Source organism: Vibrio sp. B7 (genome assembly GCF_963888765.1).
Taxonomy (GTDB): Bacteria; Pseudomonadota; Gammaproteobacteria; order Enterobacterales; family Vibrionaceae; genus Vibrio; species Vibrio anguillarum.
The window spans coordinates 17,432-42,986 of sequence record NZ_CAWPKR010000008.1 but is presented as its reverse complement, the minus strand read 5'-3'; the positions used below and the strand labels follow the sequence as shown (position 1 = coordinate 42,986).

The following is a 25,555-nucleotide window of genomic DNA, read 5'->3' as shown; positions in this document are numbered from 1 at the left end:
TGATCTACCGTACACATTAAGTGTATGCGCTAATTCAGAAATATCATGAGATAGTGCTAACTTTTTCCGCAAGCTAGAGCGTTTTCAAATTCGGATTATCAAATTTTTTTTGAAAATGAATTAAGCAAGAGGCGGTTTCTTGTTTGGACTCAGTCCGTTATCTTAGCGCCATCTCGAATGTTATCTTCCCTAGGAGGGAAAAATGAATATTGTTCAAGCATCGCAAGCGCGCTATTCCACCAAAGCGTTTGACACCAACCGTAAACTGACTGAACAGCAAGTCGCTGATATTAAAGAACTGGTACGCATGAGCGCCTCTAGCGTCAATTCGCAGCCTTGGCATTTTATTTTGGCGGGTAGCGAGGAAGGCAAAACGCGTATCGCCAAAGCGGCGCAAGGTCAATTTTCCTTTAACGAACGCAAAATTTTGGATGCGTCTCACGTGATGGTGTTTTGCGCCAAAACCGATATTGATGATAACTACTTATTGACGCTGCTGGAAAACGAAGAGAAAGATGGCCGCTTTGCCAATGAAGAAGCCAAAACAGGCATGCACGGCGGACGCAGCTATTTTGTTAACTTGCATCGAGAAACGCTCAATGACGCCGAACACTGGATGCAAAAACAAGTTTATTTAAATGTTGGAACACTGCTGCTCGGAGCGGCTGCGATGGGCATTGATGCTGTCCCCATTGAAGGATTTGATGCCGAGGTGCTCAACCAAGAGTTTGGCCTGACTGAAAAAGGGTTCACCAGCTTAGTAATTGTACCGCTCGGTTACCACAGCGAAGAAGATTTCAACGCCAAGTTGCCGAAATCTCGCTGGCCAGAGCAAACCGTCTTTACTGAGTTATAAGCCATGATCCACTTATTAGCCGAAATCAAAGCCCTTCCCGACTCAATAGAGCGAGTGCAAGCTATGCTTGAAGCGCTGCTTGAACCGAGCCGCAACGAAACAGGCTGCTGCCAATATGAGCTCTATCGTGATAACTCGATTGACGGGTTATTCTTGATGCAGGAGATTTGGTGCTCAGAGGAGAGCTTGCAACAACACCAGCAGAGTACGCATTTTCAGCACTTTCAACAACAGCTTAGCGAGCAAGAGGCATTGGAATACCTACAAATCCGCCCGCTAACGTTTGTTGGCTAATGTGGGATTAACTCTCACGCTGTTTGATGGCTGTCAGTACCGCTTGTCGTTGCTGGCAGCCTTTTCCACGAATAAATTCCTGAAAAGCGCGAATGGTTGGGGTGATCAAACGTCGATCTGCGCACACGATATAAATTGGCACTGGCCCACTTTCCCATTGCGGTAAAATGCGTACTAAGCGCCCATCAATAATATCCTGACTGATATCCATTAATGACTTATTGGCAATGCCTTTGCCTTTAACAGCCAATCGATGTACCACGTCACCATCGTTGCATGCGGGGTTTCCTTGCACTACCACACTCTGCGTTTCGCCCTCTCGGCTCAAAACCCACTTGTTATGCAGCGTGTCGGCCAGCATATAACAAAGACAATTGTGATGTTGCAGATCGTCAGGATGGAGGATAGGTGGATGCGTTGCCAAATATTCTGGCGAGGCGCACAACACGCGCTCGTTTGATTCACACAGCGGCATCGCAACCAAATTGGAATCAGCAGGATGGCCATAACGAATCGCAATATCCATCGGGTGAGCATACATATCCGCTAAGCGATCGGAGAGATCCAGTTTAACGATGACGTTCGGGTGCAAGGCAATAAATTCATCGATCCAATCCAGCAGTAAATTGCGCCCCAAATCCGAAGGGGCACTGAGGTGCAGCTTCCCCGCCAGTTGACCGCGCGCGCATGCTATCTGATCGAGCCCTTCTTGCAACGTGGCAAGGGCTGTCTGAGTTTTGGCGAGGAAAATCTCCCCCTCTTGGGTTAAGCGCATATGACGTGTCGAGCGGACAAAGAGCGGAAACTGCACCTGCTCTTCTAAACGGCGAATGGCGGCACTGACCGCGGCCGTGGTCAGCGATACGCTGTTGGCCGCCTTAGAAAAACTGCCTTGGCGTGCGGTTTCGACAAACAAGTTCAGATCATTGAGTGCTTTCATATTCTCCGCCTATTGGGCTATTTCCATCGCGAAAATTTCCATGACAAGTGATATTAATCGGCTGATAGGCTTGCCAACACTTTTGCGCGCTAACATCGCCGCCTTGCGCTTTACGCTGATAATGCTGTTGCAATTGCGTCAGATAACGCTGGGCAATCATTTTTTGCTCATCATTGGCCACTTGCCAGATCGATTCGCCGACCAAACTAAGGGATGGTAATTTTGGTTCTTTGCCTCGTACTGCAGGCGGATTAATCTGCACGTTCAGCAGCTCGTAGATACGCCGATTCTCTTCCACCAGTTGTTCCTGTTGTAATCTCGCGCCCAGTGTCATCAACTGTTCACGTAAGGTGTAGCCGTGATGCACAGGACAAAGCAGAAAATCGAACGAGCGATGCGGATAACGCTCAACCAGCGCGGCAATGAATTCACTCATTAAATCACCGCCAACCCCAGCGATGATCAGTAGATGCGAGCCAGAATGGCTATCAAGCGGCAAATCGCGCACATCCAGGCAATGTGTACGCCAGCGCGGTAACGCCGCCGTTGCAGGGAAATAGCGCGTTAAATCAAGCGTCACCTTTTCAATCAACGCTGGCACAATATCAACAAAATGCACCACACTATTTGGGCTGCGCTTCAGTAACGCCGCGCCAAGCAAACCGTGATCGCAGCAGCAATCCCAAATATGATCGTAGTGGCGGTTGATCTGCTGTACTAACTGCGTGAGCCGTTTTCCTAATTTCATCTTTGCCCAACCAAGCCGCATGATACAACACGCCGCCGAATAAAAAGAGTGGCGGCCATTTTACTTGGATTTGAAGAAATGTTGCATAGAAAATAACAAACCCATCAATGAACATTTCTAGTTAACCTGTCAGTGATTTATAGTGAGCAACACTTAATCTATTCTGACAAAAGGAAATGTCATGGCAGCTCTGTTTTTCAAGTGCCTGCTTGGTGCGCTTGCCGTGTTGATCATCGCCCTGCTCTCCAAAAGCAAAAGCTTTTTTATTGCTGGTCTTGTACCGCTGTTTCCTACCTTCGCTCTGATTGCGCATTACATTGTAGGCACCGAACGCACGATGGAAGACCTGCGCACCACCGCGTTGTTTGGCCTTTACTCGCTTATCCCGTATGCGGCATATCTGTTGGCAGTATACTACTTCAGTTATTGGCTACCTCTCACCAGCACACTGGTATGTGCCACTTTGGTGTGGTTGGCATTCGCTGCATTATTGTTAGTAAGCTGGACACGTTTAAACCCTGCGATGGCCTAAATCATCATCCCCCGACGGTCATATCGATACGGGAGAAAGCCAAACGCAAGCACTACAACGTGAAGTGCTAGAGGAACGATGGCATTTACGCTGCACAATTTATTAAGGAAAGGCATAATGTTCGAAAGAGCTTCTTTTACTCTGTTTATTCACATTGTGGTGATCGCAGCTGTTGCGGCGAGTGTGGGAAGCCTGCTCGCCATTCCGCTTTCTGAAATGTTTATTGCCGCAGCTTTAGTCATTGTGCTGCATAAAAAACGCCTCTTATCCATTCGCGTTCCTAACGGGTTATTGTTGACGGTGCAAATTGTGCTCGGCATCAGCGTTGGGGCAACCATCAGTTTAAGTCAATTGGGCGAAACCTTAACCCTACCGGTGATTATCGGTTTGGTTTGCTGCTTAAGCTTGCAGATCGCCAGCAGCTTTCTTTGGCTCCGCAAAAGAGAAGGTTGGTCACCGTTTGAATCTCTACTCGGTGCGGTACCGGGCGCGATGGCAGCGATTTTGGTGATCAGCGAATCAAGCCAGACTCCTTCAACCAAAGTGGTTTATTCGCACTCGGTGCGCTTGATGATCCTCACTTTACTGGCTCTTTTTATCTCCAATAGCACGCCCGACGTTGCCCCCGTTGAGAGCAGTTTAACGATTTACGCGTGGTTGATTTTCTTTGCGCTTGCGCTGCTTAGTCTACTGCTGGGCAAAGGCTCGACCTTGCTCGGCATTCCCGCGCCATATATGTTGGCGGCACTGCTGGTCACGGCCAGTTTCAATAGTTTTTCGACAGACATTGCGCTACAACTTCCAACATGGATGGTAGTATTCGCCACCGCACTGCTGGGCATTTTGATTGGCGCACGCCTTGCCGATACCACATTGCGCGAAGCCATGGCTTATTCGCGCGCGGGTGTGATGGTTACACTGATTGGTCTGCTGGTCGCCGTCGCCGTGTCTGGCTTATTTGCGTTACTGCTGGATAAATCTTGGGTGGTATTACTTCTAGCTTGGGTCCCCGGCAGTGTAGAAGCGATGACCGCCGTCGCCCTACTGCTGGGCATGGAACCCGCGTTTGTGATGATCAACCACGCCCTACGGCTACTGCTGCTCTACTCGCTACCCGCCGTGTTGAAAAAGCCGTTAGAGGCGTTGCGAAGCAAGTGAGGTGAGAAAAATGAGCGACCGAGGAATATTTTGGATAACCGAATACTCCGTTCACTGCCCTTTTTCATACTCAATCGAGTTAATAAACCACTCTTTGATACCGGTGGGCGTGGGCACTTGCACCTCGTCATCAACCTCTTTTTTCAGCAGAGCACGCGCCATCGGTGAATCGATGGAGATGTAATCTTTCGCGTCACCGTAAATCTCTTCTGGGCCCACAATGCGAAAGCGCTTTACATCACCCGCTTCATTTTCAATTTCCACCCAAGCTCCGAAAAACACTTTCCCCTCTTGTTGAGGCGAATAATCAACTATCGTCACTTCCGGTAAAAATTTTCTCAAAAAACGAATTCGGCGATCAATTTGGCGCAGTAAACGCTTATTAAAGGTGTAGTCTGCGTTTTCAGAGCGATCCCCGAGGCCAGCAGCCCAAGTGACTATTTTGGTAATTTCTGGCCGTTTTTCATGCCAAAGATGGTCATGCTCTGCCTTTAATTTATTGTAGCCCTCACGGGTAATCAGTTTGGTCTTCAAGATTTTTTCCCATTACACACTGCCGCACATTCAAGGTAGCCGCGGGTTATACATTCATCACGATGGCTTGCTACTATACTGTCATTTTCGCTCGGCACCAACTGACTGAGCTTATCTTTAGCCACCAAACTCATCTTCGGTTTTAGCGCTGCCAACGCTGAAAAATGACATCAAAATCACACGCGTTACGTGACCTCTTTGGCACAATCGGGTAGAAGGTTATCTCACTAATCTCATAACAGCGCGCCGTTAGACTAGAAATAAGTCTAACGTGCCCCAATAGTTACCCTATTCAAACTACCCTGAGTGGTGGTGCTACTGAACTACAAAAGAGAAACCACGGATGAGCCAAGCTATCTGCAAATTGATCGCACAAGAGCTAAATGTGCGTCTTGAGCAAGTGACAGCGACTGTCACACTTATTGATGACGGAAACACCGTTCCTTTTATCGCCCGTTACCGTAAAGAGGTCACGGGTGGGCTAGACGACACCCAACTGCGTACCTTAGACAGCCGTTTATCCTATCTGCGCGAACTCGATGATCGCCGCCAAACCATTCTGAAATCGATTCAAGAACAAGGCAAGCTCAGCGCTGAGCTAGCACAAGAGATCAACCAAGCAGATAGTAAAACTCGCCTTGAAGATCTCTATTTGCCCTACAAACCTAAGCGTCGTACTAAAGGTCAAATTGCGATTGAAGCAGGGCTTGAACCCCTGGCAGACAAGCTGTGGAATGAAGCGCAAACCGACCCTGAAACCGAGGCCGCACACTATGTGAACACCGAGAAAGGGATCAGTGATATCAAAGCAGCACTGGACGGTGCACGCGCCATTATCATGGAACGCATTGCTGAAGATGCCAACCTGCTGGACAAAGTGCGCCGCCATTTGACGCGCAGTGCCGAATTGGTCTCTCGCGTGGTCGAAGGCAAAGAGCAAACAGGGGAGAAATTTAAAGATTACTTCGCGCATAATGAAACGCTCAGTAAAGTGCCTTCACACCGAGCATTGGCCATGCTTCGCGGCCGCAATGAAGGCTTTTTAAGTTTGAGCATGAATGCCGACCCAGAGCAAGAAGAGGGCGTGCGCCAATCGTATTGCGAAACGCTGATTGCACAACACTATGGCATTCACTTAAGCAGCGCCCCTGCCGATGGGTGGCGCAAACAAGTGATCAGTTGGGCGTGGCGCATTAAAGTGTCAATGCACATGGAAACCGAACTGATGGGCGCAATGAAAGAGCGTGCCGAAATCGAAGCGATTGAAGTGTTTGCCACCAACTTAAAAGATTTGTTGATGGCCGCACCGGCTGGCCCACGCGCCACTCTCGGCTTAGATCCTGGTTTGCGAACGGGTTCGAAAATTGCGGTAGTGGACGCCACGGGTAAGGTACTGGCGACCGAGACGATTTATCCGCATCAGCCGCATAACCAACATGACAAATCAGCGAAAATTGTTGAGCAGTTGGTACGCCAATTTAACGTCGATTTGATTGCGATTGGCAACGGTACCGCATCGCGCGAAACCGATACTTTTGTCGCCGATGTCATTAAGCGCGGCAACCTGAAAGTGCAGAAAATCATTGTCAGCGAAGCAGGGGCCTCGGTCTATTCAGCCTCTGAACTGGCAGCCAAAGAGTTCCCCAATATGGATGTGTCGCTACGCGGCGCGGTGTCGATTGCTCGCCGCCTGCAAGACCCACTTGCCGAGCTGGTGAAAATCGATCCGAAATCGATCGGTGTGGGCCAATACCAACACGATGTCAGCCAGTCGATGCTCGCCAAACGCTTAGATGCGATTGTTGAAGACTGCGTCAACGCGGTAGGCGTGGATGTGAATACTGCCTCTGCCGCGCTGTTAACACGCGTGGCTGGCTTGTCTAACGCACTGGCGCAAAACATCGTTGATTATCGGGATGAAAATGGACGCTTCGCCTCACGCGCTACACTGAAAAAAGTCGCGCGCTTAGGGCCAAAAGCATTTGAGCAATGTGCGGGCTTCTTACGCATTATGGATGGTAAAAATCCACTCGATGCCTCTTCGGTTCACCCAGAAGCTTATCCAGTGGTGAAAGCCATCGCCGAAAAAAATAGCAAAGAGATCAAAGCACTGATCGGCAATAGTGAGTTTTTGCGCAATTTACACGCCGTCGATTATACCGACGAGCATTTCGGCCTGCCGACTGTCACTGACATCATCAAAGAGCTCGATAAACCGGGCCGCGATCCACGCCCTGAGTTTAAGACCGCGACCTTTGCTGATGGCGTGACTGAAATGAAAGATCTGGAAATTGGGATGATTTTGGAAGGCGTGGTATCGAATGTGGCCAACTTTGGTGCTTTTGTTGATATTGGCGTTCACCAAGATGGCTTAGTGCATATCTCTGCGTTGACTGATCGTTTCATTGCCGACCCGCGTGAAGTGGTGAAAGCGGGCGACATCGTCAAAGTCAAAGTGATGGAAGTCGATGTGCAGCGAAAACGCATTGCACTCTCGATGCGCTTAAACGATGAGCCGGGGCAAGATAACCGCAGCCAACGCTCTGGCGCAACAAGTGGCAACACGCGTTCGCATCAAAATAGTAGCCAACCGCAACGCCGTCGTGAAGAGCCACAACAAAACGCTGCGATGGGTGGAGCTTTCGCCGCCGCCTTTGCTAAAGCGAAAAAATAGCGGCGATGCGTAACTTACTGGATAAACGAATCACAGTGAAAAGCACCTAACCGCGTCGCTCATATCAGAGCCGCAAAAAACACAAATCCCCACTGCGGCCAACGCCTAAGTGGGGATTTTATTTATCGCGATAAGTCGCATTCATCGACCTACAACACCGCAATCACTTCAGAAGGCGTATTGGGTGCAACCGCGTGACCATAATAGTACTTAATTACAGTTCGCCGGCGCGCCATTTTGCCTTCGGTTATCGCAGCATCAATAATGTGTTTAGGTAACCTAAACCGCATCGTATAGCTTTTACCTTGATCCTTGCTGTAGGTGGCGAGAGCGAGCAAGTCAAACAGCCTTTCGAGCTCGCTTTTCTGCTCCTCTTGATAAGAAGTCGATGTTTCGTATTCGGTGCCAACCTCATAGCTTGGATGCTCTGAAGGGTCCCATGACGACTGTTTTCGTCTTTTATCATCCGCCTTTACCTTACGCTCAGCGTTGGTTTTAGCCAGTTCGACGGTTGGCATCACAGGGGCGCGGATCCGATTGTCACGCGCGGCCTGTTCCGTTTGCACATTAACCGATGGGGCGATAAGTGGCACACTTACGTTCGTTGGTGACACCATCATAGCCGAAACCTCCTCAGTATCGCCCGCCCCGATAGACCTGCTTTCGCTCAGCACTACTGGGTTAGACTTTATATCGACCAGATTGCTCAAACTTTTAGCAAATTTATTTTTAATTTAACATTTGCACCCAACGGCTTGACGTTTCAGGACGCTACAGATAAAGACAGCAAACGGGCGAATCCCCATGAGAGAGCAACGATGTGATTGAGGTGAGCCAACACAGCTGTAGCTTTAAGTAGAAAGACATTGCATGGGTATCAATGCCTTAACGTGCAAAGGCGATGAGCTGCTGGCAAAAATCGTCCAGTTCAGTGATGAACGGTGCGTGGGAGGAATTGCCAAAAATGTACTGCTCGCTATTGGGCAAGGTTTTTTGCAACTCTTGCGCCACCTTAACCGGCACCAAACCATCAAGCCGACCATATAGACGAAGCATGGGAATCGAGAGTGCTGTCAAAGGCTGGCGCAAATCCACCTCCGCCAACATGACCAAACCCGCTAACAATGATTGTGGGTTCGGCGCGGGCCGTGATAACACCGCTTGTTTTAGGTATTTGACATCTTGCTTTGCCTGAGGGCTGCCCATCGCTTGCAGTGCCATAAAGCGCTCAACAGTAGCCTGAAAATCGTCCATTAACTGTTCAGTAAAGGCACTGAGCACTTGAGGAAGAATGCCACGCCACGGTTTCTGTGCCGCAAATTTGGGAGAACTCGCCACAGTGACCAATTTGCTCACATAACTTGGGTGATGCAGTGCCATATGAGTCGCCACTAACCCACCCAAAGACCAACCGACCCAAATGGCTTGTTTAGGTGCTTGCATGATTAGCGCTTGCGCGATCTCTTCTAGATCAGCGGCGTGGCTAGCAGCGCTGTGACCATAACCAGGCAAATCAACCACGTGCACACGAAAATGTCCTTTAAGCACATCGACCGCTTGCTGCCATACTGCACCATTCATCCCCCAACCGTGCACCAAGACAAGATCATCGCCCTCGCCTGAGGCTTGCCAATATAACGCTGTGGCCATGCTCACAAATTCCCCCACTAAATTCACACTTCTTCGCTGAAAAAATACCGATCATACACTCACTGACTTGAAATCACGGTCAACACAAAGACTGATTCAAGTTGCAAGAGTATAACCATACTTCGTTTCACAGCTTTGGTTGGGTTATGTTATCGCATTGGGTTCAAAAAACCATCACTCGCTTGGTAAGCCGTCAGTGTCTACTGTGTCGTTTACCGATTGAAACTCATCAAACTGGGGCTTGGTGTAAGACCTGCCTAACCTATTTTGCACCGCAACCTCGCTGCCAACAGTGCGGCCTGCCAACGCTTATTACCGTACCTCAATGCGGGCAATGTTTAGCAAATCCTCCGCCTTGGCAACGCCTATACTGTGTCGGCGACTACATTTTTCCGCTCAGTCACACCATTCATCAACTCAAATATGAAGGTCAATTTTGGCAATCTCGTCATTTGAGTGCCTTACTGACGCCACGTATCGACACTCCCGCCCCGCTCATCACTAGCGTTCCGTTACACTGGCAACGGCGCTTAAAACGCGGCTTCAATCAAAGTGCACTACTTGCCTCTCAATTAAGTCAACAACTGGGGGCTAGCTGCGATAACCAGTTGATCAAACGCAATCGCGCAACGCCCCAGCAGCAAGGGCTTTCTAAATTACAGCGCAAACAAAATCTCAAACATGCATTCACACTACGGCACCTTCCCACGCACAAGCACATTGCACTTGTTGACGATGTAGTGACCACGGGCAGCACCGTGCAGCAAATCTGTCAATTACTGCTTGAAGTCGGTGTCGAAAGGATTGATATTTACTGCATATGCCGCACTCCTGAACCTAAAGATTAACCAACACTGTTTTATTTAGCGTGTAAAAAGGACTGGATCCGCCGTGTTTCAGGAGTAGAATGGCAAGTAATAACCTATAAATTTACTCAGGTATTCGTCGTGTCAAATTCTATTATTATTACCGAAACAGCCCAAACCCATTTCGGCAAGTTGCTTGGGCAACAGCCTGATGGTACTAACATCCGAGTTTTTGTAGTCAATCCAGGCACTCAAAATGCAGAGTGTGGCGTCTCTTACTGCCCACCAGAGGCAGTGGAAGCGACTGATACTGAAATTGCCTTTGAAGGTTTTTCTGCGTATGTCGATGAACTGAGCTTGCCGTTTTTAGAAGACGCAGAGATCGATTTCGTCACAGATAAAATGGGTTCACAACTGACACTTAAAGCTCCGAATGCGAAGATGCGTAAAGTGTCTGATGACGCAAGCCTGATTGAACGTGTGGAATATGCGATTCAAACTCAAGTCAACCCGCAGTTAGCTGGCCATGGTGGCCATGTCAGCTTGGTTGAAATCACCGAAGATGGTATTGCGATTGTCGCCTTTGGTGGCGGCTGTAACGGTTGTTCAATGGTCGATGTCACCCTCAAAGAAGGCATTGAAAAAGAACTGCTTCAACAATTTGAAGGCGAATTAACCGCGGTGCGCGATGCCACTGAACATGATCGTGGTGAGCACTCTTACTACTAGTGACTCGCTAGATACGTGGATTACAGAAAAACGAAGCCGAGATGAGATTCTCGGCTTTTTTATACTTAAAATCATTTGCCGCGCTCAAGTCCTTTTCAATTAAGGTCATTTTCTCATATAGTTAGAAAAGTCATTTGCCTTACGGGAATTAGTGTATGCCAACCAGAAAACTGCCCGAAATTTTAGCCCAAAGAACGGCAGCTCAATCGACCCTGTTTACCATCGAATCATTAGATTTACGCTTTTCTAACGGCGAACAGCGCACCTATGAACGAATGAAACCGAGCGGCCGGCATGCAGTCATGATGGTGCCAGTAACGGCACAAGGAGATTTACTGCTGGTTCGAGAGTATGCCGCTGGCACTGAACGCTATGAGCTCGGATTCCCTAAGGGTTTGATTGACCAAGGAGAAAGCCCGCAACAAGCAGCAAATCGTGAACTCAAAGAAGAAATTGGTTTTGGCGCAAGCACCTTAACCCCCTTAAAAGAGGTGGTACTTGCCCCCTCTTACTTTTCGAGCAAAATGACACTCTTCTTAGCACAAGATCTATACTCAGAAGTAATGGAAGGCGATGAACCCGAACCTTTAGAGGTCATTCGCTGGCCTCTGGCCCAAGCAGAAGAGCTACTGACTCACCTCGATTTCTGTGAAGCCCGAAGCATTACCGCACTACTGCTTGCTCTGCGCAGCCTAAAATAACAAAGTAGAGCTATAGGATTGATGATGCCAACAGCCAATAATTTATCTTACTTACTGCCTGACGTAATTGAAATCGCTCGCTCTGCCGGGCAATTGATTCTCGATATCTACGAAAAGAAAAACTACGAAGCGTTCACCAAAAGTGACCACACCCCTGTCACCAGTGCCGATCTTGCTGCGCATAAACTGATCTGCGAACGACTGAGTGAACTCACGCCAGATATTCCTGTTTTGTCGGAAGAGGCGGCGGACATTAGCCTAGAAAAACGCAGCCAATGGCAGCGGTACTGGTTGGTTGACCCGCTTGATGGTACGCAAGAGTTTATTGCGCGCAGTGGTGACTTTGCCACCATTATCGCACTGATCGAAGAAAACCAACCAGTGATGGGCGTCGTCTATGGGCCCGTTTCTGGAGTGACCTACTACGCCTACGCAGGCAAAGGCGCATGGAAGATCCCCGACATGTCTGAAAGCTTGCGTATTGAAACACACAAGCACGAAACCGTTGGGCAATCCATCGCGATTGCGATCAGTCGCCGCCAAGATATTAACCGTATTACAAGTTGCATGAGCAGCGCATGGAATTATGAGCTAGTGCCGCTGGGCTCGGCAGCGCTGAAAGCGTGTTTAGTCGCAGAAGGTGCTGTCGACTGCTATTTGCGTCTCGGCCCAACCGGTGAATGGGATACCGCCGCCACGCAATGCATCGTAGAAGAGGCGGGCGGACGCATCCTCAACACGCAACTACAACCGCTGTCCTACAATGAGCGTGAAACGTTAGAAAACCCCAACTTTATTGTGTTAGGGGATGCTGATTTGCCTTGGAATACCATTTTACAAGTCAAACCATAACGGCCATTACCAATAAAAATGCTGATCAATAGACTCAGCATTTTTATTGGGGGTATGAAATGATTACGGTAAAAAAACCAATTAAAGCTGGCCTTGATAATTAAACTGATATTTACCTTGGTTGTCTGGCGCTCCAATCCACTGTAATTGATCCGCCATTTCGGGTGGGAATTGCGCTTCAGGTTTAAACCATGCTTTCGCACTGTAACTCATGTCTGGTTGCAGCTGCAGGGCAAACTCACTGCTCATTTGCTCACTGTTTTGCTGACCGTTCAATGTCATCTGATTGCTTTGACATTGCAGATCTGCCACTACCGGACCAAGCGAGAGCTCTCCTAAAGGTGAGTCAACTCGGCCATGAGTCCACGCAAGTGAGCCTTCGGCAGATTCACACCACGGGCTATCATAGCGGTAATGGTTCAGGGACAACTCGACTTGCCCCTGAAAAGTCACTGGTACAGGCAGCGGAAACAGCGCCGCTAATTTATTAGCCGCGACAGAAACCACAACCTTGTCTGCATAAGGGCCAGAAAACCCCAGACCAAGATTGCCTTTGCCACGAACTCCCATATCACTACCGCGTCCAAAGCGTACCGCCACTTCAAACTTGGCCATCAGCAGTTGTGATACTTGGATGTCCCAGTTGAGATCGCCGACATTTTGCCCTTGCCAAAAGAGTTGCTGAGCACTACCAGACCACACCGTACCGTCAACACCAGTGACACGCATGACTTCGGAAGAGGAGAGTTGATTCATCACCAAGGAAGCCGGAATATGCGCGACCACACTGATGAGAAAAACCATTACAAGGAACCCGCTATAGAGCAATTTCTTTTTCACTCACCACCTCGCTTCAGTTGTAAGCGTTTTACTTCGACAACGCCACTTTGCTGAGCACGGTTGATGTCCATAAACTCGACATCGACACCTTGCTGCTCTTTTAGAAAGGCAAGCCAATCCACCAATTTAGAGAAAGGAAGTGGTTGTATCCAAACCTGCATCATTTCATCACGCGGTTGAATACGAATAAGCTCAATTTGAAAACGCTGCACACTTGATGAGATGACTTGATTGAGCGGTTGCGTCGTTGCCACCCCACCACCTTGTGCGCGCAATTGAGTAATGGCATCGGCCTTATCCGTCACCCAATTAAGCAATTGTCTTTCACTGATAATCCGGGCTTGCGCAAGCTCGGTTTTCTGATTAAGTGGCGCTAAAATGCCCCAGTAAATGATCGCAACCACACACAGCGACACACCACCTAACAGTAATTTCTGTTCACGAGGGGAAAAGGTCGCCCATCGTTGTTGAAGTGCACTCAGGCTATTTTTCATGTCACTAACCTCACTGGCTTTTCAGTATGAAGGTACCATTAACTACAGAACCCGAGCGGTTTAACTGCCCTTGCTCAACCACAAACTGCTTTTCCAATTTAAGGCGCGCTTGTTCAAAGCTTTCAAAATCATTACTTTGAACTTCAAGGCGAATTTCACCCCGATTGCCATCATATTTAACACTTTGCAACTGCATGTTCGGTACGCTGCCGATACTGCTGGGCAACTTCGACAACCACTCCAACATCGAACCATTGGCTTCACCGCCAGAGAGTCGAGCCGCTTCATCATTCATCAGTCTTTTCAGGTAACTGATGGTGGGTATTTTCTGTTTATCAGGGAAAACCGCGCGAAAAACACGTTCACTCTCCGCTCGATAAGCATCGGCTTGCGCTTCGTAGTGCCCTGCTTGCAAAAGATGGTGGCTGGTTGAAATTACAATCAACACCGCGGCCGCTAATGCGCATTTTTGCCATACTTGCCAATGCTTCAAAAACGAGGACTTGGTTTTAAAACTTCCCGTCAGTAAAGTCACTTTGCTCGCTATTGCTTGCTGAGTCAGCAACGCCATGACTAAATGAGGCTCGGCCTGTTGCCAATGTTGCCCTTCAGCCAATGTCAGCTCAGGGAGCGGGGTATACGCCTCTAGAGGTAAATAGTGCCCCTCTTGCTTGACCCATTCTGAAGCACTAAACAGCGTTAACCACTGCGGTTCAATGCTCACCCCTAAATACTCACCTTTACGGATTAACCATTCTTGGCCGATCTGCAGTGCCGACAACCCCTCTGATGCAGGGATAGCCAACACATCCGGTAATACCTTTTTCACGTCAAAACCCGCGGCTTTGAGCTCATCTAAGCGGGTACGCAACCAAGCACGATCCACCCCGACAACGTAAGCAGTGGAAGCGGTTTTATGCAAAATTGAAAAATGCAGCTCATCCACATCTTGTGCGATCTCATCTTCGATTAGATAAGGTAACATTGACTCTAAGCGACGAGCCGCCCCTGATGGAATCGCGACCTCAGTGAGAACTAAATCACTGGCAGCGAGCAGCACAATCGTGGCGCGTTCAGCCGCATAGCTAGAGAGCTGAGATAGCTGCTCCCATCCGGATATTTCACCGCTGGCAATCACTTCTTGCTGCTGTGTTGACCACACCAGCCAAGGTATTTCAGCGTCTTGTTGACTACTCAGCCGAACGGTCAGAAACTCGCTCACTGATCCCTCCAAAGCGACGGCGTATGACCGTTGCGGTTTCTCTATTATCACTAAACAATAAACTGCGAATACGAACTCGCGAGTCATCAACCAAGATTTGAGCATCCAGTTCAAAATAAGCACTATCGACAGCTAGGTACTGTTTCGCTTCTTCTTTCACTTTGCTCTCCACAGCAGCCAATGCGGCCTCTGCGAGAAAATTGTCTACCGAAGCCCAACCATCAAATGGTCGGCTCTCGAGTAAGTTTTTTGCATCCCCTTCACTTAAGTGCGGGCTGAACATCGCCACCAATAACTTGGCATGATCGGGTTCCAATGTATTGATATTCAAACGCCAATCATCAGTGGGGAGAGTGCAGATATAAGGCGCTATTTTATTCATTACATCACCGCTCACCTGCTGAACCGCGCGCAACTCACTGTTATCCGCAAGTAAACTATTCGCCGCCAGATAAGCAGGAGACATTGATTCATACTGGCTGTCTTCTACGCCATAAGAGGACTGCACATCTGAATCGCCATCAATATACTCCCAAGCCGAATCGGCAATCACTTCGGCTTGATAGCTGTCGACCTCAAGCTCTTCCAATAACCGTTGCAACACTTGCACTAAATAGGGTTTTTCGACACTCCCTGCCGCAGGTCTGGCTCTCGAGAGTACATTCAGGTTAAAACAAGCCTGTTTATCAAGGATGCGCCCTTTCAAAGTGCCGTAATCCAATGGATACGTTTGCTCTTTCATCGCCCAAGGTTGACTTAAGTTAATCGTTTCGTTGTCTTTGTAGCTCTGCTCGATAGCGACTTTGGCTAAAGCTTCACTACCCACACTATACCAATAGGCTTGCTGGTAACTAATTTGATTATTCGCTCTTTGAAACTGTGTGAATAAACGTTCAGACATGGTTGCGGCAATCGACACCATAATCGCCAACAACAGCAAGATAACGATTAACGCCACACCGCGTTGGGCTCGATTAGGGTGCGCCATTATTATCAGCCTCTTTGTTGGTCGAATTGATGCCACCACCAGCAGTAAGGTAGATACGCTCAATCTCGCCATAATCTTTCAGCGCCAATTTCACGACCACCGCCTGTGGGATTTTCAAGGCATCAGTCCACTCTTCACTCCATTTATCTTGGTTATAAAAGCGCAGCGATAGTGACTCAACATCATGTAACAATGGCGTGATGATCCCTTCTTGCCCTGCAGGAGTATCAGGATAACGCCACCATATACGCTCTAACACGCCCTCTTTAATTCGGTAGCCGACCTTAGTGACTTCCCCGCGTGGAAATTGCTGCTGTGGGTTATGCCAACCTAATCGTGCAAACAGCACTCCTTTTTGATCGGAGTCGAGCAAGTACTCTTTCCAAATCAGCATCTGTTGACTTGGCTCTTCACCATTGGTGCGAAATTGACGCGTTGCCATCTGCCGAAAATCGCCATCCATTAACACCATGGCGCGCTGCAATTCGTTCAAACGTTGGCTACGTTGGGCTGAAATCTCATTACTGCGCTGGACTTGGTTCAATACTTGGTAAGCACCAACGCTCAAACTAGCGAAAATCGCAATCGCCACCAGCACTTCAATCAGGGTAAAGCCTTTGTTTTGTTTATTTGGCGACATAACTTCTCACTGTCACCAAAGGTGATCCTTCTTTTTCACTAGCCACGCTGACATCAAAAGCTTTCAATAAATTATCCGCAGTGGGTACTAAAGTGACTTTCCAATACCAGGTTCGGCCCGCCAATACCTCACTGCCATTTTTCGCTTGTACGTTTTGAGGAGTAAGCATAACTTGCGCCATCTGGTTATCGACCACCATGGCGGCAAACGCTTTTTCTTCCAAATAACTCACGGTATTGATGTGTTGGCTGACCGAACGGATCACACTGATGGAAGCGGTGGCAAAAATAGCCAGCGCCACCAAGACTTCTAACAGCGTCATCGCTTTTTGTTTACCCATCGATCGCATCTCCCGGAGCGAACAGCGTGATTTCCCCGTTTTCTTTCACTACCACTCGCCAGCCTTGCTCTGCATCTTGCTGATTAAGATGGATGCTCAGGACAAAAGGGGTCAGCTCACCACTCGATAAAATAAACACTTGTGGTGGTAGCTGCTTTTTCTGTTCGTTTTCATCAGCAAACTTATCGTCATCAAACAGACTGCCCGGTTTGAAGAGTCGATCGTCGTTTTTCCATGCACTTCCTCCCAGCTCAAACTGGAGAGATAACCCCTCAGGCAGTTGGAGCTGTGAAGCCATTTTCTTACTCTCTAGCGGCTGCCATCCCTTGTCCTCCATCGATAGGAAAACCAGATGCGATTTTTTTTCATCGACCCGCAAACCAAAATCTTTGCCACTGAGAATGGCTTCTTCATTACTCAGTTGTAGACGCTGATAAAGGCTCATCGCGTACTGTTTCGCATCATCGTTGTTCGTGCTAGGTAGCGTCGATATAACGGCCACAGCACTGAGCGAGAGCAGCACGAGCACCAGCAGTATTTCGAGTAGGGTAAAACCGCGTTGAGATAGCATCAGATAAATGGGGCGGCTAAGGCCGCCCTCTCTCTTATTGGAAATCTTGCATGTTCCAGTTGCCTATGTCGGCACTGGCGCCTTCGCCACCTTCTTGACCATCAGCACCTAGCGTGAAGATATCAATCGTACCGTTATCACCAGGGCTTAAGTATTGATAAGGGTTGCCCCAAGGATCATTTGGCAAACGGCGAATATAACCGTTATCGCGGTAGTTGCGTGGCTCAGGATTCGACGGCTTGGTCACTAGCGCTTCTAAGCCTTGATCTGTCGTTGGGTACACGCTGTTGTCTAATTTATACATATCCAACGCATTTTCGAGTGCGACAATATCGGTAATCGCTTTTTGTTGGTCAGCTTTTTCTTTATTACCGAGCAAATTAGGCACCACAAAACTCGCCAAAATACCCAAAATAACCACAACCACCATCACTTCAAGCAAAGTAAAGCCCGACTGTTTATTTGTTTTTGTTCTCATTCCAACCTCCAACATAGTTTGGTCGTTATCATTGCAGAATTCAGTCATGATCAACGACTCATTAAATTATTCATTTCTAAAATCGGCATCAAGGTCGCCATCACGATAAACAGTACCAACCCAGCCATCAATGCAATCAGTGCCGGGGTAAAAATACCTAATGCGATGTTGACCGTCGATTCAAAACTCGCGTCTTGGTTATCGGCCGAGCGCGTCAGCATACTTTCGAGCTCACCACTTTGTTCACCACTGGCGATCATATGCAGCATCATCGGTGGAAATAACTTGGTTTGCTCAAGCGCTTTACGCAAGCTCGACCCTTCGCGAACATTGTCAGCCGCCAACAACACTTGTTGCTTAACGTATTTATTGGACATCACATCCACCGCCACACGCATCCCATCCAAAATAGGAATCGCACTGGAGGTACAAATCGACAAAGTTCGCGCAAAACGCGCAGTATTGAGACCGCGAGTGATTTTGCCAATCAACGGCATGCCGATGATTTTTTTATCCCACTTCAACCGCAAATTCGGCTTGCTTAACAACCATCGGACGAGATAAATCAAGATCACCAATAGCACCAGCAATTGGACACCCCAATGCTGGATAAAATCACTTGAGGAGAGTAAAAATTGAGTCGACTTCGGTAATTCTTGCCCCATTTGGACAAATTGTCCGACGATTTTAGGCACCACAGCCGCCAGCAAAAAAGCCACAATACACACCGCGAACACCACCAACACCACTGGATAAATCATCGCTTGTTGTAACTTGGAACGCATTTTTTGGCGATTTTCAGCATAGTCCGCTAAACGCTCAAGCACCGAATCCAAATGACCTGATTTTTCGCCCGCTTCAACCATCGAACGAAACAGGTCATCAAAGATATGTGGATAATCACCCAAGCTGTCTGACAAGGTATAACCCTCGGTCACTTTGGAACGAACAGCGGCCAACATGGTGCGAATACGCGGCTTTTCCGATTGTTCAGATACCGCTTTCAAACACTCTTCCAATGGCATGCCTGACTGCACTAAAGTGGATAACTGGCGAGTAATGAGCGCTAAATCCGGTGTACTGATACCGCGCTTAAAACTCAAAGGCGATTGCTCACGCTGAGCCGCTTTCGCTTGCGTCTCAATGAGTTCAATCGGTATAAGCCCTTGCTCTTTTAAGCGCTGGCGAACCTGCCGAGCATGGTCCCCCTCAATAACACCCTTTTTTTGTTTGCCTTTGGCGTCGAGCGCTTTATATTCAAATGCCGCCATTATGCTTCCTTCGTCACTCGCATCACTTCTTCAAGTGAGGTAATGCCTTTCAGCACTTTATCGAGCCCGTCATCACGAATGCTCGGTGTTTTCGCCCGCACCGCTTTTTCAATTGCTTGCTCTCCGGCTTCGCTATGAATTAAGGCTTGTACCTCATCATCAATCAGCAACAATTCATGTATACCCGTTCGGCCTCGATACCCTTTGTGATTGCATTTGTCACAGCCCTTCGGACGATACAGTGTCAGCGACTCTTTTTTCTTACAATTGAACAGTTTTTTCTGCTCATTATCAGCTTGGTAGGCCTCTTTGCAATCGGAACATAAGGTACGCACTAAGCGTTGTGCCAATACGCCAAGCAGCGATGATGAGATCAAAAAGGGTTCAATTCCCATATCGCGCAAACGTGTTATCGCACCGATGGCGGTATTGGTATGTAAAGTCGACATCACCAAGTGTCCGGTTAAAGACGCTTGCACCGCAATCTGCGCGGTTTCTAAATCACGAATTTCCCCAACCATGACCACATCCGGGTCTTGACGCAAAATAGCACGTAATCCTCGCGCGAAAGTCATGTCCACTTTAGGATTGACTTGAGTTTGGCCGATACCATCAATATCGAACTCAATCGGGTCTTCCACGGTTAAAATATTACGCTCGTTGCTGTTGAGCTCTTGCAGGCCAGCGTACAAGGTGGTGGATTTTCCTGAACCGGTTGGGCCCGTCACCAAAATAATGCCATGCGGTCGTTTGATTAATTGACGGAAGCTTTCGTGGTTGGCTGCTGTCATTCCTAGACTGTGCAGATCTAAGCGCGTAGCGTTTTTATCTAGCAAACGCATCACCACACGCTCACCGTGAGACGAAGGCATGGTTGACACGCGAACATCGACCGCTCGGCCGCCAATGCGCAATGAAATGCGTCCATCTTGTGGTACACGTTTTTCAGCGATATCAAGCTTAGCCATTACTTTGACACGTGAAACCAGCAACGGCGCTAATTTACGACTCGGCGCTAACACTTCACGCAGTACCCCATCGACACGAAAACGAATCGACAAGATTTTCTCAAAGGTTTCAATGTGAATATCCGACGCGCCCTCTTTGATCGCTTCGCCAAGCATGGCGTTGATCAATTTGATGATGGGCGCATCGTTTTCTGACTCTAACAAATCTTCATTTTGCGGCAGCTCTTCGGCTAATGAGAAGAAATCATCACTGTCAGCACCGATATCTTCCATTAATTGTCGCGCTTCTGACGAGTCTCGTTGGTAAGCTTGGGTCAGCTTACTTTCAAATTCGGCCAGTGAAATTTCAACCAAGTTGAGCGGCTGTTTCACGACTCGTTTCACTTCGACTAATGATTCGATAGCCAGCGGTGCGACATAAAATAACGTCGGCAGCTCGTTGTCTTCTACCAGCTCTAATACCAATTTAAAACGATTGGCAAAGCTAAACGGTAAACGACGGTAGTGAGGTTGCGACAAAACTTCGGTCATTGCTGTTTTTCCATTTGTTCGATAAAGGCTTGTACTTCCGCAGAATGGGTGCGCTCATCGCCAAACTTAGGCAGCACAGGAATATTGTCGTTCGCCATCAACTTCAAACCACGATCAGCGTTATAAAGCTGCTCTGCACGAATGTAGTTGTACTTACGCTGAGTGATGCCATCGGCCGTCATGCCATCACGAATGATGGTCGGCTTAATAAAGACCATCAGGTTTTTCTTCTCAACTTGGGTACTGGTCGATTTGAACAAATAGCCTAAAACCGGTATATCGCCTAATAGTGGGACTTTGGATTCACTTTCGACCGCGCGCTCATCAATCAACCCCCCCAGAACTAACATTTGCCCGTCTTGAATGATGACCGATGTGTTTAATTGACGCTTTGCAAAACGGACATCGACGGCACCATTCGCTCCTAATACGTTGGATACCTCTTGTTCAATTTTCAGTTGAACTGAGTCGCCTTCGTTGATTTGTGGTACCACTTTCAGCTTGATACCGACCTCTTTGCGTTCTACGGTTTGGAAAGGATTATCGTTATTTGCGCCCGCGCTCGAACCTGTCAAAACAGGTACCTCTTCGCCCACGATGAAGGAGGCTTCTTCATTGTCCATCACGGTAATACTCGGTGATGACAAGATGTTCGAGTTGGAGTCACTCGACACAGCACTGATAAGGGCCGTCCAGTCGCCCATCACTAAGCTCATGGCTGCACCATTGACCGCACCGAGCGCTGACGCCAAAGTAGAGTAATCCCCTTTGGTAGTAGTGTTTTCATTACGCAAGAAAGTACCATCAGAATTATAAACCGCTTTACTGGTGGTGGTATCTTTGGCTTCTTCTAAACCAATCATTACCTTACCGATTGGTGCGCCAGCGTTGCCATACTGAATCACAGAGCCGTTGTCGAGTGAGCCCCATTGCACGCCTAAGTTGATGCCATCCCCTTCAGCCATTTCAACAATCAGCGCTTCAATCAATACCTGAGCGCGACGAATATCCAACTGCGCAACCACATCTTCTAGTTCTTTCATGATGTCTTGCGGAGCGGTAACAATTAAGGAATTGGTCGGTGCATGTGCTGAAATCATCACTTCGGTGCGTTGTGAACTTTGCCCTGTTTTTTGCCCAGACTGTTTTTCGGCCTGCAAGTTGTCAGACACCCCTTTCAACACATCAACCAAATCTTCCGCTTTCGCATTCTTAAGATAAATGACGCGGTTATTACCTCTGGTTGCCATCTCGACATCAAGCTGAGTGATCAATCGCTTTAGGCGTTCACGGACTTTAGGATCACCTGAGATCAAAATCGAATTGGTACGATCATCGGCCACCAGCTTAGGCTGCAAAAACTCTGGGGTATTTTTAGCATCCGTAGTTTTGTTTAATGCCTCCACAATACGCACCATTTCAGCGGCAGATGCATTACTTAGTTCCACCACTTCGATGTCTTTGTCACCGGCTTGGTCAACTCGTTTGATGATATCGGCTAAACGGTTGACGACCGCAGCACGACCTGTAATCAAAATAATGTTCGCCGGATCATAATGCACTACGTTGCCCGCTCCTGCGTTATCGATCAACTGGCGCAGCAAAGGTGAAAGCTCTCGTACCGAAACATTCCGCACCGCAACAACGCGCGTGATCACGCTATCACCGTTCTCTTTTCCTTCATCGCCAACCACAGGAATCGCAGACGTTTTGGCATCTTTCGACTTGATCACTTTGAGCACGCCGTTGTCCATTTCCACCACGGCAAAACCATACACTTCCAATACATTCAAAAAGAAGCTGTAGTATTGCTCTTCATTAAGCGTGTCATAGCTGCGGACATCGACTTTCCCTCGAACTGAAGGATCAACAATGATTGTTTTTTCAAGATTACGGCCCACGATATTGATGAATTCTTGAATATCGGTGCCTTTAAAGCTGGCACTAAAATCGTTTGCCATGGCTAACGGCGATGACAACAAGCCACCCATCAATAACCACGTCGTTTTGTTTAACCAATGCTTCACGTCTTACTCCCTAAACTCATGCTCATGCATCAGTCTGTCTAAAATTGGATATAAATGTCATGGGATTGCCCGTCTCTTTCGACTGTTAAGTTCATTTCGGTTAACTCAGAGACTGACTGAAAAATCTTATTCATGGCGTCCGGGTCCGTTAAATCCTGACCGTTTAACGCGATTGCGACATCGCCATCTTGTAGCCCTACCGACTCAAACAACTCAGGAGATTGCCCAGGGCTCACTCTGTATCCAAGCACTTTGTCATCACGTTTCACTTGCGACAGGCGTACATATTTAAAGATTTCTTGCGGATTGCTGGCAATAGCGGCGCGAATGTCATCCAACTTCTCTTCTGCAGACGCTGGGTTATTACCACGCACATTCGATGCAACAACGCGCTCAGGCGTTGCTACACTCGGTTTATGATAGTCAATTCCATCCAACATCAAGGTTTCATCGCGCCCTGAGTTATCAATAATAACGCGATCATTGAACACCGCTTTCAATTTGACACGGGTTCCTTCAATGACTTCGTTAACACCATAGGTCGCTTGGCTACCACGATTTGCGATTACCGCTAGACTCTTACTCGGTTCATTGCTCGCCACCACTCCAACCAATAATAAGCTAAGGCTGGTTTTAGGTGCATCTTTGACCACAGGCTGTGCGGCTTCGACCTTCTGCTCGCTATAGCGACCAAATAAACTTCCTTGTTGTAAAGAAGAGAGATCAAGCGAACGCGCCGCATTCGGCGTTGATGCGATTGCTCTTGGAGACCAAGGCGTTATATCAACCGCGTTTTGCTGAATCAGCCACACCATTTTTCCTAGAATCCAAGCCGACGTGACCAGCAATACTAAGGTAAGAAATTGGCTGATTTGTTTCTGCCATTGCGGTATTTTTTGTAGCAAACCTGCTTGCCATAAGCGAGATGAGGTCATACTGCTAAAATCGATTCGCCTCAAAAGATGTCCTTACTGATATTTTCTTACTTCAACCATGATATTTCACATTCATGAGCCGTTAGCCAGACGAAAACCGGCGGATTGGCCTCAAACTATACTTCCATTTCATTTAAACTATGCTTCCATTTAAATGGAACAGATACATAAGACCGCGAAGATCGCGCTACAAAAACACATTAATATATCATAGGAGACATTCTCGTCATTTTTACTGACATTATTTTGTCGGGTAGCTTGAAAATCTGGAACCAAAACACCATTGTAAAGGCCATAAAACGTACAAGACTAACTCCCTTTGAGGCACATTTGTAGTATGAGTTCTGCGACAGAGCAAATAAGATTGGATAAATGGCTATGGGCAGCACGATTTTATAAAACGCGGTCGATCGCACGCAGTATGGTCGATGGTGGTAAAGTCCATTATAATGGCCAACGCACCAAGCCAAGTAAAATTGTCGAGCTTGGGGCAACGATTACCTTGCGCCAAGGCCAAGAAGAGAAAATCGTCACTGTGATCAATCTGTTAGGGCAAAGGCGCAGCGCGCCAGAAGCACAAACCCTGTATTCGGAAACCGCAGCAAGCATCGCCAAACGTGCCCATCATGCCGAGCAACGTAAGCTCAACGCACACAACCCAAGCCCCGAACGCAGACCAGACAAAAAAGAGCGTCGTGACATCATTAAATTTAAACATCAATAAAAGCTGGACCATGTTCCGAGGAAATAGCTAAATGGCAAATAACATTTTAAATCGCTACTTATTTGAAGATCTATCCGTACGTGGCGAGTTGGTACAATTAGACGACGCGTATCAACACATCCTTTCGAGCCAGGAATATCCAGCCCCAGTACAAAAACTTTTGGGCGAACTGCTCGTCGCAACGACCTTGCTAACCGCAACGCTGAAGTTTGAAGGCTCAATTACCATGCAATTGCAAGGCAATGGCCCAGTTTCCTTAGTCGTTATCAATGGTGATAATGAACAGAAAGTGCGTGGTGTCGCACGCTGGAAAGGCGATATTGCCGATGATGCCGACCTACACACTTTGATGGGTAAAGGTCATTTAGTTATCACTATCGAGCCCAAGAAAGGCGAGCGCTACCAAGGTGTGGTCGGTTTAGAGGGTGATAACTTAGTGGAAGTGCTGGAAGGTTACTTCATCCGCTCTGAACAGTTGAAAACACGCCTTTGGATACGCATTGGTACGCAAGATGGAAAAGCCTGTGCCGCTGGCATGTTACTGCAAACTATTCCAGATGGAACGGGTACGCCCGATGATTTTGAGCACTTAGAGCAGTTAACTAACACCGTAAAAAACGAAGAGCTGTTCACCTTAGAAGCCACTGATCTGTTGTATCGCCTGTATAACCAAGAGAAAGTTCAGTTGTTCACCCCACAACCCGTGGAATTCCATTGTGGTTGTTCACGTGAACGCAGTGGGGCGGCCATCATCACAATAGGCAAAGAGGAAATTTACGACATTTTATCGTCTGAAGGATCCGTTTCTTTACATTGTGATTACTGTGGCACCAACTACTCATTTGAAGAGGCTGAGATCGCAACACTCTACGCACAAGCCTCCTCAGGAAGCGACACAATTCATTAATTTGCATGAATTAACAAGCACGAAGAAAACGTATCAGAGCCAGCTTTATGCTGGCTTTTTTTGTGATCAAAACCCAGCAAAATCAAGCCTTAAACAAACAGAATAGCGTACTTATTTTTTTAAAAGTATTAATCTTATTGATCTA

29 protein-coding genes are annotated in these 25,555 nt (G+C 47.8%); 12 read left to right on the top strand and 17 right to left on the bottom strand.

Features of this window, described 5'->3' with window-relative positions; genetic code table 11:
• Positions 1–202 precede the first annotated feature (202 nt).
• Both AACV32_RS04445 and AACV32_RS04440 read left to right on the top strand, forming a co-directional pair.
• Positions 203–856: an oxygen-insensitive NAD(P)H-dependent nitroreductase NfsB gene (locus tag AACV32_RS04445; protein WP_013855413.1), complete on the top strand. Its 654-nt coding sequence runs from the start codon at positions 203–205 to the stop codon at positions 854–856.
• Between the two features lie 3 nt (positions 857–859).
• The gene (locus tag AACV32_RS04440) at positions 860–1,150 is read left to right on the top strand and encodes a putative quinol monooxygenase (protein WP_170895685.1); all 291 of its coding nucleotides are present in this window, start codon (positions 860–862) and stop codon (positions 1,148–1,150) included.
• A 7-nt stretch (positions 1,151–1,157) separates the two neighbouring features.
• Here AACV32_RS04440 and AACV32_RS04435 read toward each other — a convergent pair whose 3' ends face one another.
• Both AACV32_RS04435 and AACV32_RS04430 read right to left on the bottom strand, forming a co-directional pair.
• On the bottom strand, positions 1,158–2,090 hold the full coding sequence (locus tag AACV32_RS04435; RefSeq protein ID WP_013855415.1) for a LysR family transcriptional regulator: 933 nt from the start codon (positions 2,088–2,090) through the stop codon (positions 1,158–1,160).
• The gene (locus AACV32_RS04430; protein ID WP_249339523.1) at positions 2,074–2,838 is read right to left on the bottom strand and encodes a tRNA (adenine(22)-N(1))-methyltransferase; all 765 of its coding nucleotides are present in this window, start codon (positions 2,836–2,838) and stop codon (positions 2,074–2,076) included. The genes AACV32_RS04435 and AACV32_RS04430 overlap by 17 nt, the downstream gene beginning before the upstream one ends.
• A gap of 181 nt (positions 2,839–3,019) precedes the next feature.
• Here AACV32_RS04430 and AACV32_RS04425 point away from each other — a divergent pair, with 181 nt between their 5' ends.
• From AACV32_RS04425 to AACV32_RS04420, 3 genes are read left to right on the top strand one after another with little or no spacing between them, the layout of a single operon-like run.
• Positions 3,020–3,370, top strand: a complete 351-nt coding sequence (locus tag AACV32_RS04425; protein ID WP_017048724.1) for a GlpM family protein — start codon at positions 3,020–3,022, stop codon at positions 3,368–3,370.
• Positions 3,357–3,476: an NUDIX domain-containing protein gene (locus AACV32_RS17790; protein ID WP_160117746.1), complete on the top strand. Its 120-nt coding sequence runs from the start codon at positions 3,357–3,359 to the stop codon at positions 3,474–3,476. Before AACV32_RS04425 ends, AACV32_RS17790 begins: the two co-directional genes overlap by 14 nt.
• 11 nt (positions 3,477–3,487) lie before the next feature.
• A complete protein-coding gene (locus tag AACV32_RS04420; RefSeq protein WP_170895683.1) occupies positions 3,488–4,528 on the top strand; it encodes an AbrB family transcriptional regulator in 1,041 nt (346 codons plus the stop codon).
• 51 nt (positions 4,529–4,579) lie between these two features.
• Here AACV32_RS04420 and greB read toward each other — a convergent pair whose 3' ends face one another.
• Entirely contained in the window at positions 4,580–5,062 is a 483-nt protein-coding gene (gene greB / locus AACV32_RS04415; RefSeq protein WP_010319306.1) for a transcription elongation factor GreB, read from the bottom strand.
• 343 nt (positions 5,063–5,405) lie between these two features.
• Here greB and AACV32_RS04410 point away from each other — a divergent pair, with 343 nt between their 5' ends.
• A complete protein-coding gene (locus tag AACV32_RS04410) occupies positions 5,406–7,736 on the top strand; it encodes a Tex family protein (RefSeq protein WP_170895682.1) in 2,331 nt (776 codons plus the stop codon).
• 149 nt (positions 7,737–7,885) lie between these two features.
• Here AACV32_RS04410 and AACV32_RS04405 read toward each other — a convergent pair whose 3' ends face one another.
• Both AACV32_RS04405 and bioH read right to left on the bottom strand, forming a co-directional pair.
• Positions 7,886–8,356 (bottom strand): hypothetical protein, encoded by a 471-nt coding sequence (locus AACV32_RS04405; RefSeq protein ID WP_026027513.1) that lies wholly within the window; start codon positions 8,354–8,356, stop codon positions 7,886–7,888.
• 265 nt (positions 8,357–8,621) lie between these two features.
• On the bottom strand, positions 8,622–9,386 hold the full coding sequence (gene bioH / locus AACV32_RS04400; RefSeq protein WP_038148688.1) for a pimeloyl-ACP methyl ester esterase BioH: 765 nt from the start codon (positions 9,384–9,386) through the stop codon (positions 8,622–8,624).
• Positions 9,387–9,532: 146 nt separating this feature from the next.
• Between bioH and AACV32_RS04395 the strand changes: the two genes are divergently transcribed.
• From AACV32_RS04395 to cysQ, 4 genes are all read left to right on the top strand, one after another.
• Entirely contained in the window at positions 9,533–10,234 is a 702-nt protein-coding gene (locus AACV32_RS04395) for an amidophosphoribosyltransferase (protein WP_019282843.1), read from the top strand.
• Positions 10,235–10,333: 99 nt separating this feature from the next.
• Complete coding sequence (gene nfuA, locus AACV32_RS04390; protein WP_013855425.1) at positions 10,334–10,921, top strand: Fe-S biogenesis protein NfuA; 588 nt, start codon at positions 10,334–10,336, stop codon at positions 10,919–10,921.
• A 155-nt stretch (positions 10,922–11,076) separates the two neighbouring features.
• Positions 11,077–11,622, top strand: coding sequence for an ADP compounds hydrolase NudE (nudE, locus tag AACV32_RS04385; RefSeq protein WP_013855426.1), 546 nt, complete (start codon positions 11,077–11,079; stop codon positions 11,620–11,622).
• Between the two features lie 24 nt (positions 11,623–11,646).
• Entirely contained in the window at positions 11,647–12,474 is an 828-nt protein-coding gene (cysQ, locus tag AACV32_RS04380) for a 3'(2'),5'-bisphosphate nucleotidase CysQ (protein WP_010319313.1), read from the top strand.
• Positions 12,475–12,555: 81 nt separating this feature from the next.
• On the opposite strand, the gene AACV32_RS04375 is transcribed toward cysQ, so the two are convergent.
• From AACV32_RS04375 to gspC, 12 genes are read right to left on the bottom strand one after another with little or no spacing between them, the layout of a single operon-like run.
• Positions 12,556–13,314, bottom strand: a complete 759-nt coding sequence (locus AACV32_RS04375; RefSeq protein ID WP_170895681.1) for a type II secretion system protein N — start codon at positions 13,312–13,314, stop codon at positions 12,556–12,558.
• Positions 13,311–13,808, bottom strand: coding sequence for a type II secretion system protein M (locus tag AACV32_RS04370; RefSeq protein WP_170895680.1), 498 nt, complete (start codon positions 13,806–13,808; stop codon positions 13,311–13,313). The genes AACV32_RS04375 and AACV32_RS04370 overlap by 4 nt, the downstream gene beginning before the upstream one ends.
• A gap of 10 nt (positions 13,809–13,818) precedes the next feature.
• Positions 13,819–15,030, bottom strand: a complete 1,212-nt coding sequence (gene gspL / locus AACV32_RS04365; protein WP_017049386.1) for a type II secretion system protein GspL — start codon at positions 15,028–15,030, stop codon at positions 13,819–13,821.
• Complete coding sequence (gspK, locus tag AACV32_RS04360; RefSeq protein WP_017048718.1) at positions 14,999–16,018, bottom strand: type II secretion system minor pseudopilin GspK; 1,020 nt, start codon at positions 16,016–16,018, stop codon at positions 14,999–15,001. Before gspK ends, gspL begins: the two co-directional genes overlap by 32 nt.
• Positions 16,005–16,658, bottom strand: coding sequence for a type II secretion system minor pseudopilin GspJ (gene gspJ, locus AACV32_RS04355; protein WP_170895679.1), 654 nt, complete (start codon positions 16,656–16,658; stop codon positions 16,005–16,007). Before gspJ ends, gspK begins: the two co-directional genes overlap by 14 nt.
• The gene (gene gspI / locus AACV32_RS04350; RefSeq protein WP_017045697.1) at positions 16,645–17,007 is read right to left on the bottom strand and encodes a type II secretion system minor pseudopilin GspI; all 363 of its coding nucleotides are present in this window, start codon (positions 17,005–17,007) and stop codon (positions 16,645–16,647) included. Before gspI ends, gspJ begins: the two co-directional genes overlap by 14 nt.
• On the bottom strand, positions 16,991–17,569 hold the full coding sequence (gene gspH, locus AACV32_RS04345; protein WP_013855434.1) for a type II secretion system minor pseudopilin GspH: 579 nt from the start codon (positions 17,567–17,569) through the stop codon (positions 16,991–16,993). Before gspH ends, gspI begins: the two co-directional genes overlap by 17 nt.
• 34 nt (positions 17,570–17,603) lie before the next feature.
• Entirely contained in the window at positions 17,604–18,047 is a 444-nt protein-coding gene (gene gspG / locus AACV32_RS04340) for a type II secretion system major pseudopilin GspG (RefSeq protein WP_010319321.1), read from the bottom strand.
• A gap of 50 nt (positions 18,048–18,097) precedes the next feature.
• Positions 18,098–19,318, bottom strand: a complete 1,221-nt coding sequence (gene gspF / locus AACV32_RS04335) for a type II secretion system inner membrane protein GspF (RefSeq protein ID WP_017045694.1) — start codon at positions 19,316–19,318, stop codon at positions 18,098–18,100.
• A complete protein-coding gene (gene gspE, locus AACV32_RS04330) occupies positions 19,318–20,817 on the bottom strand; it encodes a type II secretion system ATPase GspE (RefSeq protein ID WP_017048716.1) in 1,500 nt (499 codons plus the stop codon). Before gspE ends, gspF begins: the two co-directional genes overlap by 1 nt.
• A complete protein-coding gene (gspD, locus tag AACV32_RS04325; RefSeq protein ID WP_017045692.1) occupies positions 20,814–22,844 on the bottom strand; it encodes a type II secretion system secretin GspD in 2,031 nt (676 codons plus the stop codon). Before gspD ends, gspE begins: the two co-directional genes overlap by 4 nt.
• 38 nt (positions 22,845–22,882) lie before the next feature.
• Complete coding sequence (gspC, locus tag AACV32_RS04320; protein ID WP_231140402.1) at positions 22,883–23,779, bottom strand: type II secretion system protein GspC; 897 nt, start codon at positions 23,777–23,779, stop codon at positions 22,883–22,885.
• 337 nt (positions 23,780–24,116) lie between these two features.
• Here gspC and hslR point away from each other — a divergent pair, with 337 nt between their 5' ends.
• Complete coding sequence (gene hslR / locus AACV32_RS04315; RefSeq protein WP_026028320.1) at positions 24,117–24,503, top strand: ribosome-associated heat shock protein Hsp15; 387 nt, start codon at positions 24,117–24,119, stop codon at positions 24,501–24,503.
• A gap of 31 nt (positions 24,504–24,534) precedes the next feature.
• A complete protein-coding gene (gene hslO / locus AACV32_RS04310; protein ID WP_013855441.1) occupies positions 24,535–25,410 on the top strand; it encodes an Hsp33 family molecular chaperone HslO in 876 nt (291 codons plus the stop codon).
• Positions 25,411–25,555: the final 145 nt, after the last annotated feature.

What these genes read in the sequence shown, in the direction of transcription:
- gspC (WP_231140402.1), bottom strand. Translation starts at nt 23,779, where the DNA reads ATGACCTCATCTCGCTTATGGCAAGCAGGTTTGCTACAAAAAATACCG.
- gspE (WP_017048716.1), bottom strand. Translation starts at nt 20,817, where the DNA reads ATGACCGAAGTTTTGTCGCAACCTCACTACCGTCGTTTACCGTTTAGC.
- AACV32_RS04435 (WP_013855415.1), bottom strand. Translation starts at nt 2,090, where the DNA reads ATGAAAGCACTCAATGATCTGAACTTGTTTGTCGAAACCGCACGCCAA.
- gspJ (WP_170895679.1), bottom strand. Translation starts at nt 16,658, where the DNA reads ATGTCGCCAAATAAACAAAACAAAGGCTTTACCCTGATTGAAGTGCTG.
- AACV32_RS04445 (WP_013855413.1), top strand. Translation starts at nt 203, where the DNA reads ATGAATATTGTTCAAGCATCGCAAGCGCGCTATTCCACCAAAGCGTTT.
- AACV32_RS04405 (WP_026027513.1), bottom strand. Translation starts at nt 8,356, where the DNA reads ATGATGGTGTCACCAACGAACGTAAGTGTGCCACTTATCGCCCCATCG.
- AACV32_RS04395 (WP_019282843.1), top strand. Translation starts at nt 9,533, where the DNA reads ATGTTATCGCATTGGGTTCAAAAAACCATCACTCGCTTGGTAAGCCGT.
- AACV32_RS04440 (WP_170895685.1), top strand. Translation starts at nt 860, where the DNA reads ATGATCCACTTATTAGCCGAAATCAAAGCCCTTCCCGACTCAATAGAG.
- AACV32_RS04410 (WP_170895682.1), top strand. Translation starts at nt 5,406, where the DNA reads ATGAGCCAAGCTATCTGCAAATTGATCGCACAAGAGCTAAATGTGCGT.
- gspF (WP_017045694.1), bottom strand. Translation starts at nt 19,318, where the DNA reads ATGGCGGCATTTGAATATAAAGCGCTCGACGCCAAAGGCAAACAAAAA.
- hslO (WP_013855441.1), top strand. Translation starts at nt 24,535, where the DNA reads ATGGCAAATAACATTTTAAATCGCTACTTATTTGAAGATCTATCCGTA.
- gspI (WP_017045697.1), bottom strand. Translation starts at nt 17,007, where the DNA reads ATGCGATCGATGGGTAAACAAAAAGCGATGACGCTGTTAGAAGTCTTG.
- gspK (WP_017048718.1), bottom strand. Translation starts at nt 16,018, where the DNA reads ATGGCGCACCCTAATCGAGCCCAACGCGGTGTGGCGTTAATCGTTATC.
- gspH (WP_013855434.1), bottom strand. Translation starts at nt 17,569, where the DNA reads ATGCTATCTCAACGCGGTTTTACCCTACTCGAAATACTGCTGGTGCTC.
- AACV32_RS04370 (WP_170895680.1), bottom strand. Translation starts at nt 13,808, where the DNA reads ATGAAAAATAGCCTGAGTGCACTTCAACAACGATGGGCGACCTTTTCC.
- gspG (WP_010319321.1), bottom strand. Translation starts at nt 18,047, where the DNA reads ATGAGAACAAAAACAAATAAACAGTCGGGCTTTACTTTGCTTGAAGTG.
- nudE (WP_013855426.1), top strand. Translation starts at nt 11,077, where the DNA reads ATGCCAACCAGAAAACTGCCCGAAATTTTAGCCCAAAGAACGGCAGCT.
- hslR (WP_026028320.1), top strand. Translation starts at nt 24,117, where the DNA reads ATGAGTTCTGCGACAGAGCAAATAAGATTGGATAAATGGCTATGGGCA.
- cysQ (WP_010319313.1), top strand. Translation starts at nt 11,647, where the DNA reads ATGCCAACAGCCAATAATTTATCTTACTTACTGCCTGACGTAATTGAA.
- AACV32_RS04425 (WP_017048724.1), top strand. Translation starts at nt 3,020, where the DNA reads ATGGCAGCTCTGTTTTTCAAGTGCCTGCTTGGTGCGCTTGCCGTGTTG.
- bioH (WP_038148688.1), bottom strand. Translation starts at nt 9,386, where the DNA reads ATGGCCACAGCGTTATATTGGCAAGCCTCAGGCGAGGGCGATGATCTT.
- AACV32_RS04430 (WP_249339523.1), bottom strand. Translation starts at nt 2,838, where the DNA reads ATGAAATTAGGAAAACGGCTCACGCAGTTAGTACAGCAGATCAACCGC.
- AACV32_RS04420 (WP_170895683.1), top strand. Translation starts at nt 3,488, where the DNA reads ATGTTCGAAAGAGCTTCTTTTACTCTGTTTATTCACATTGTGGTGATC.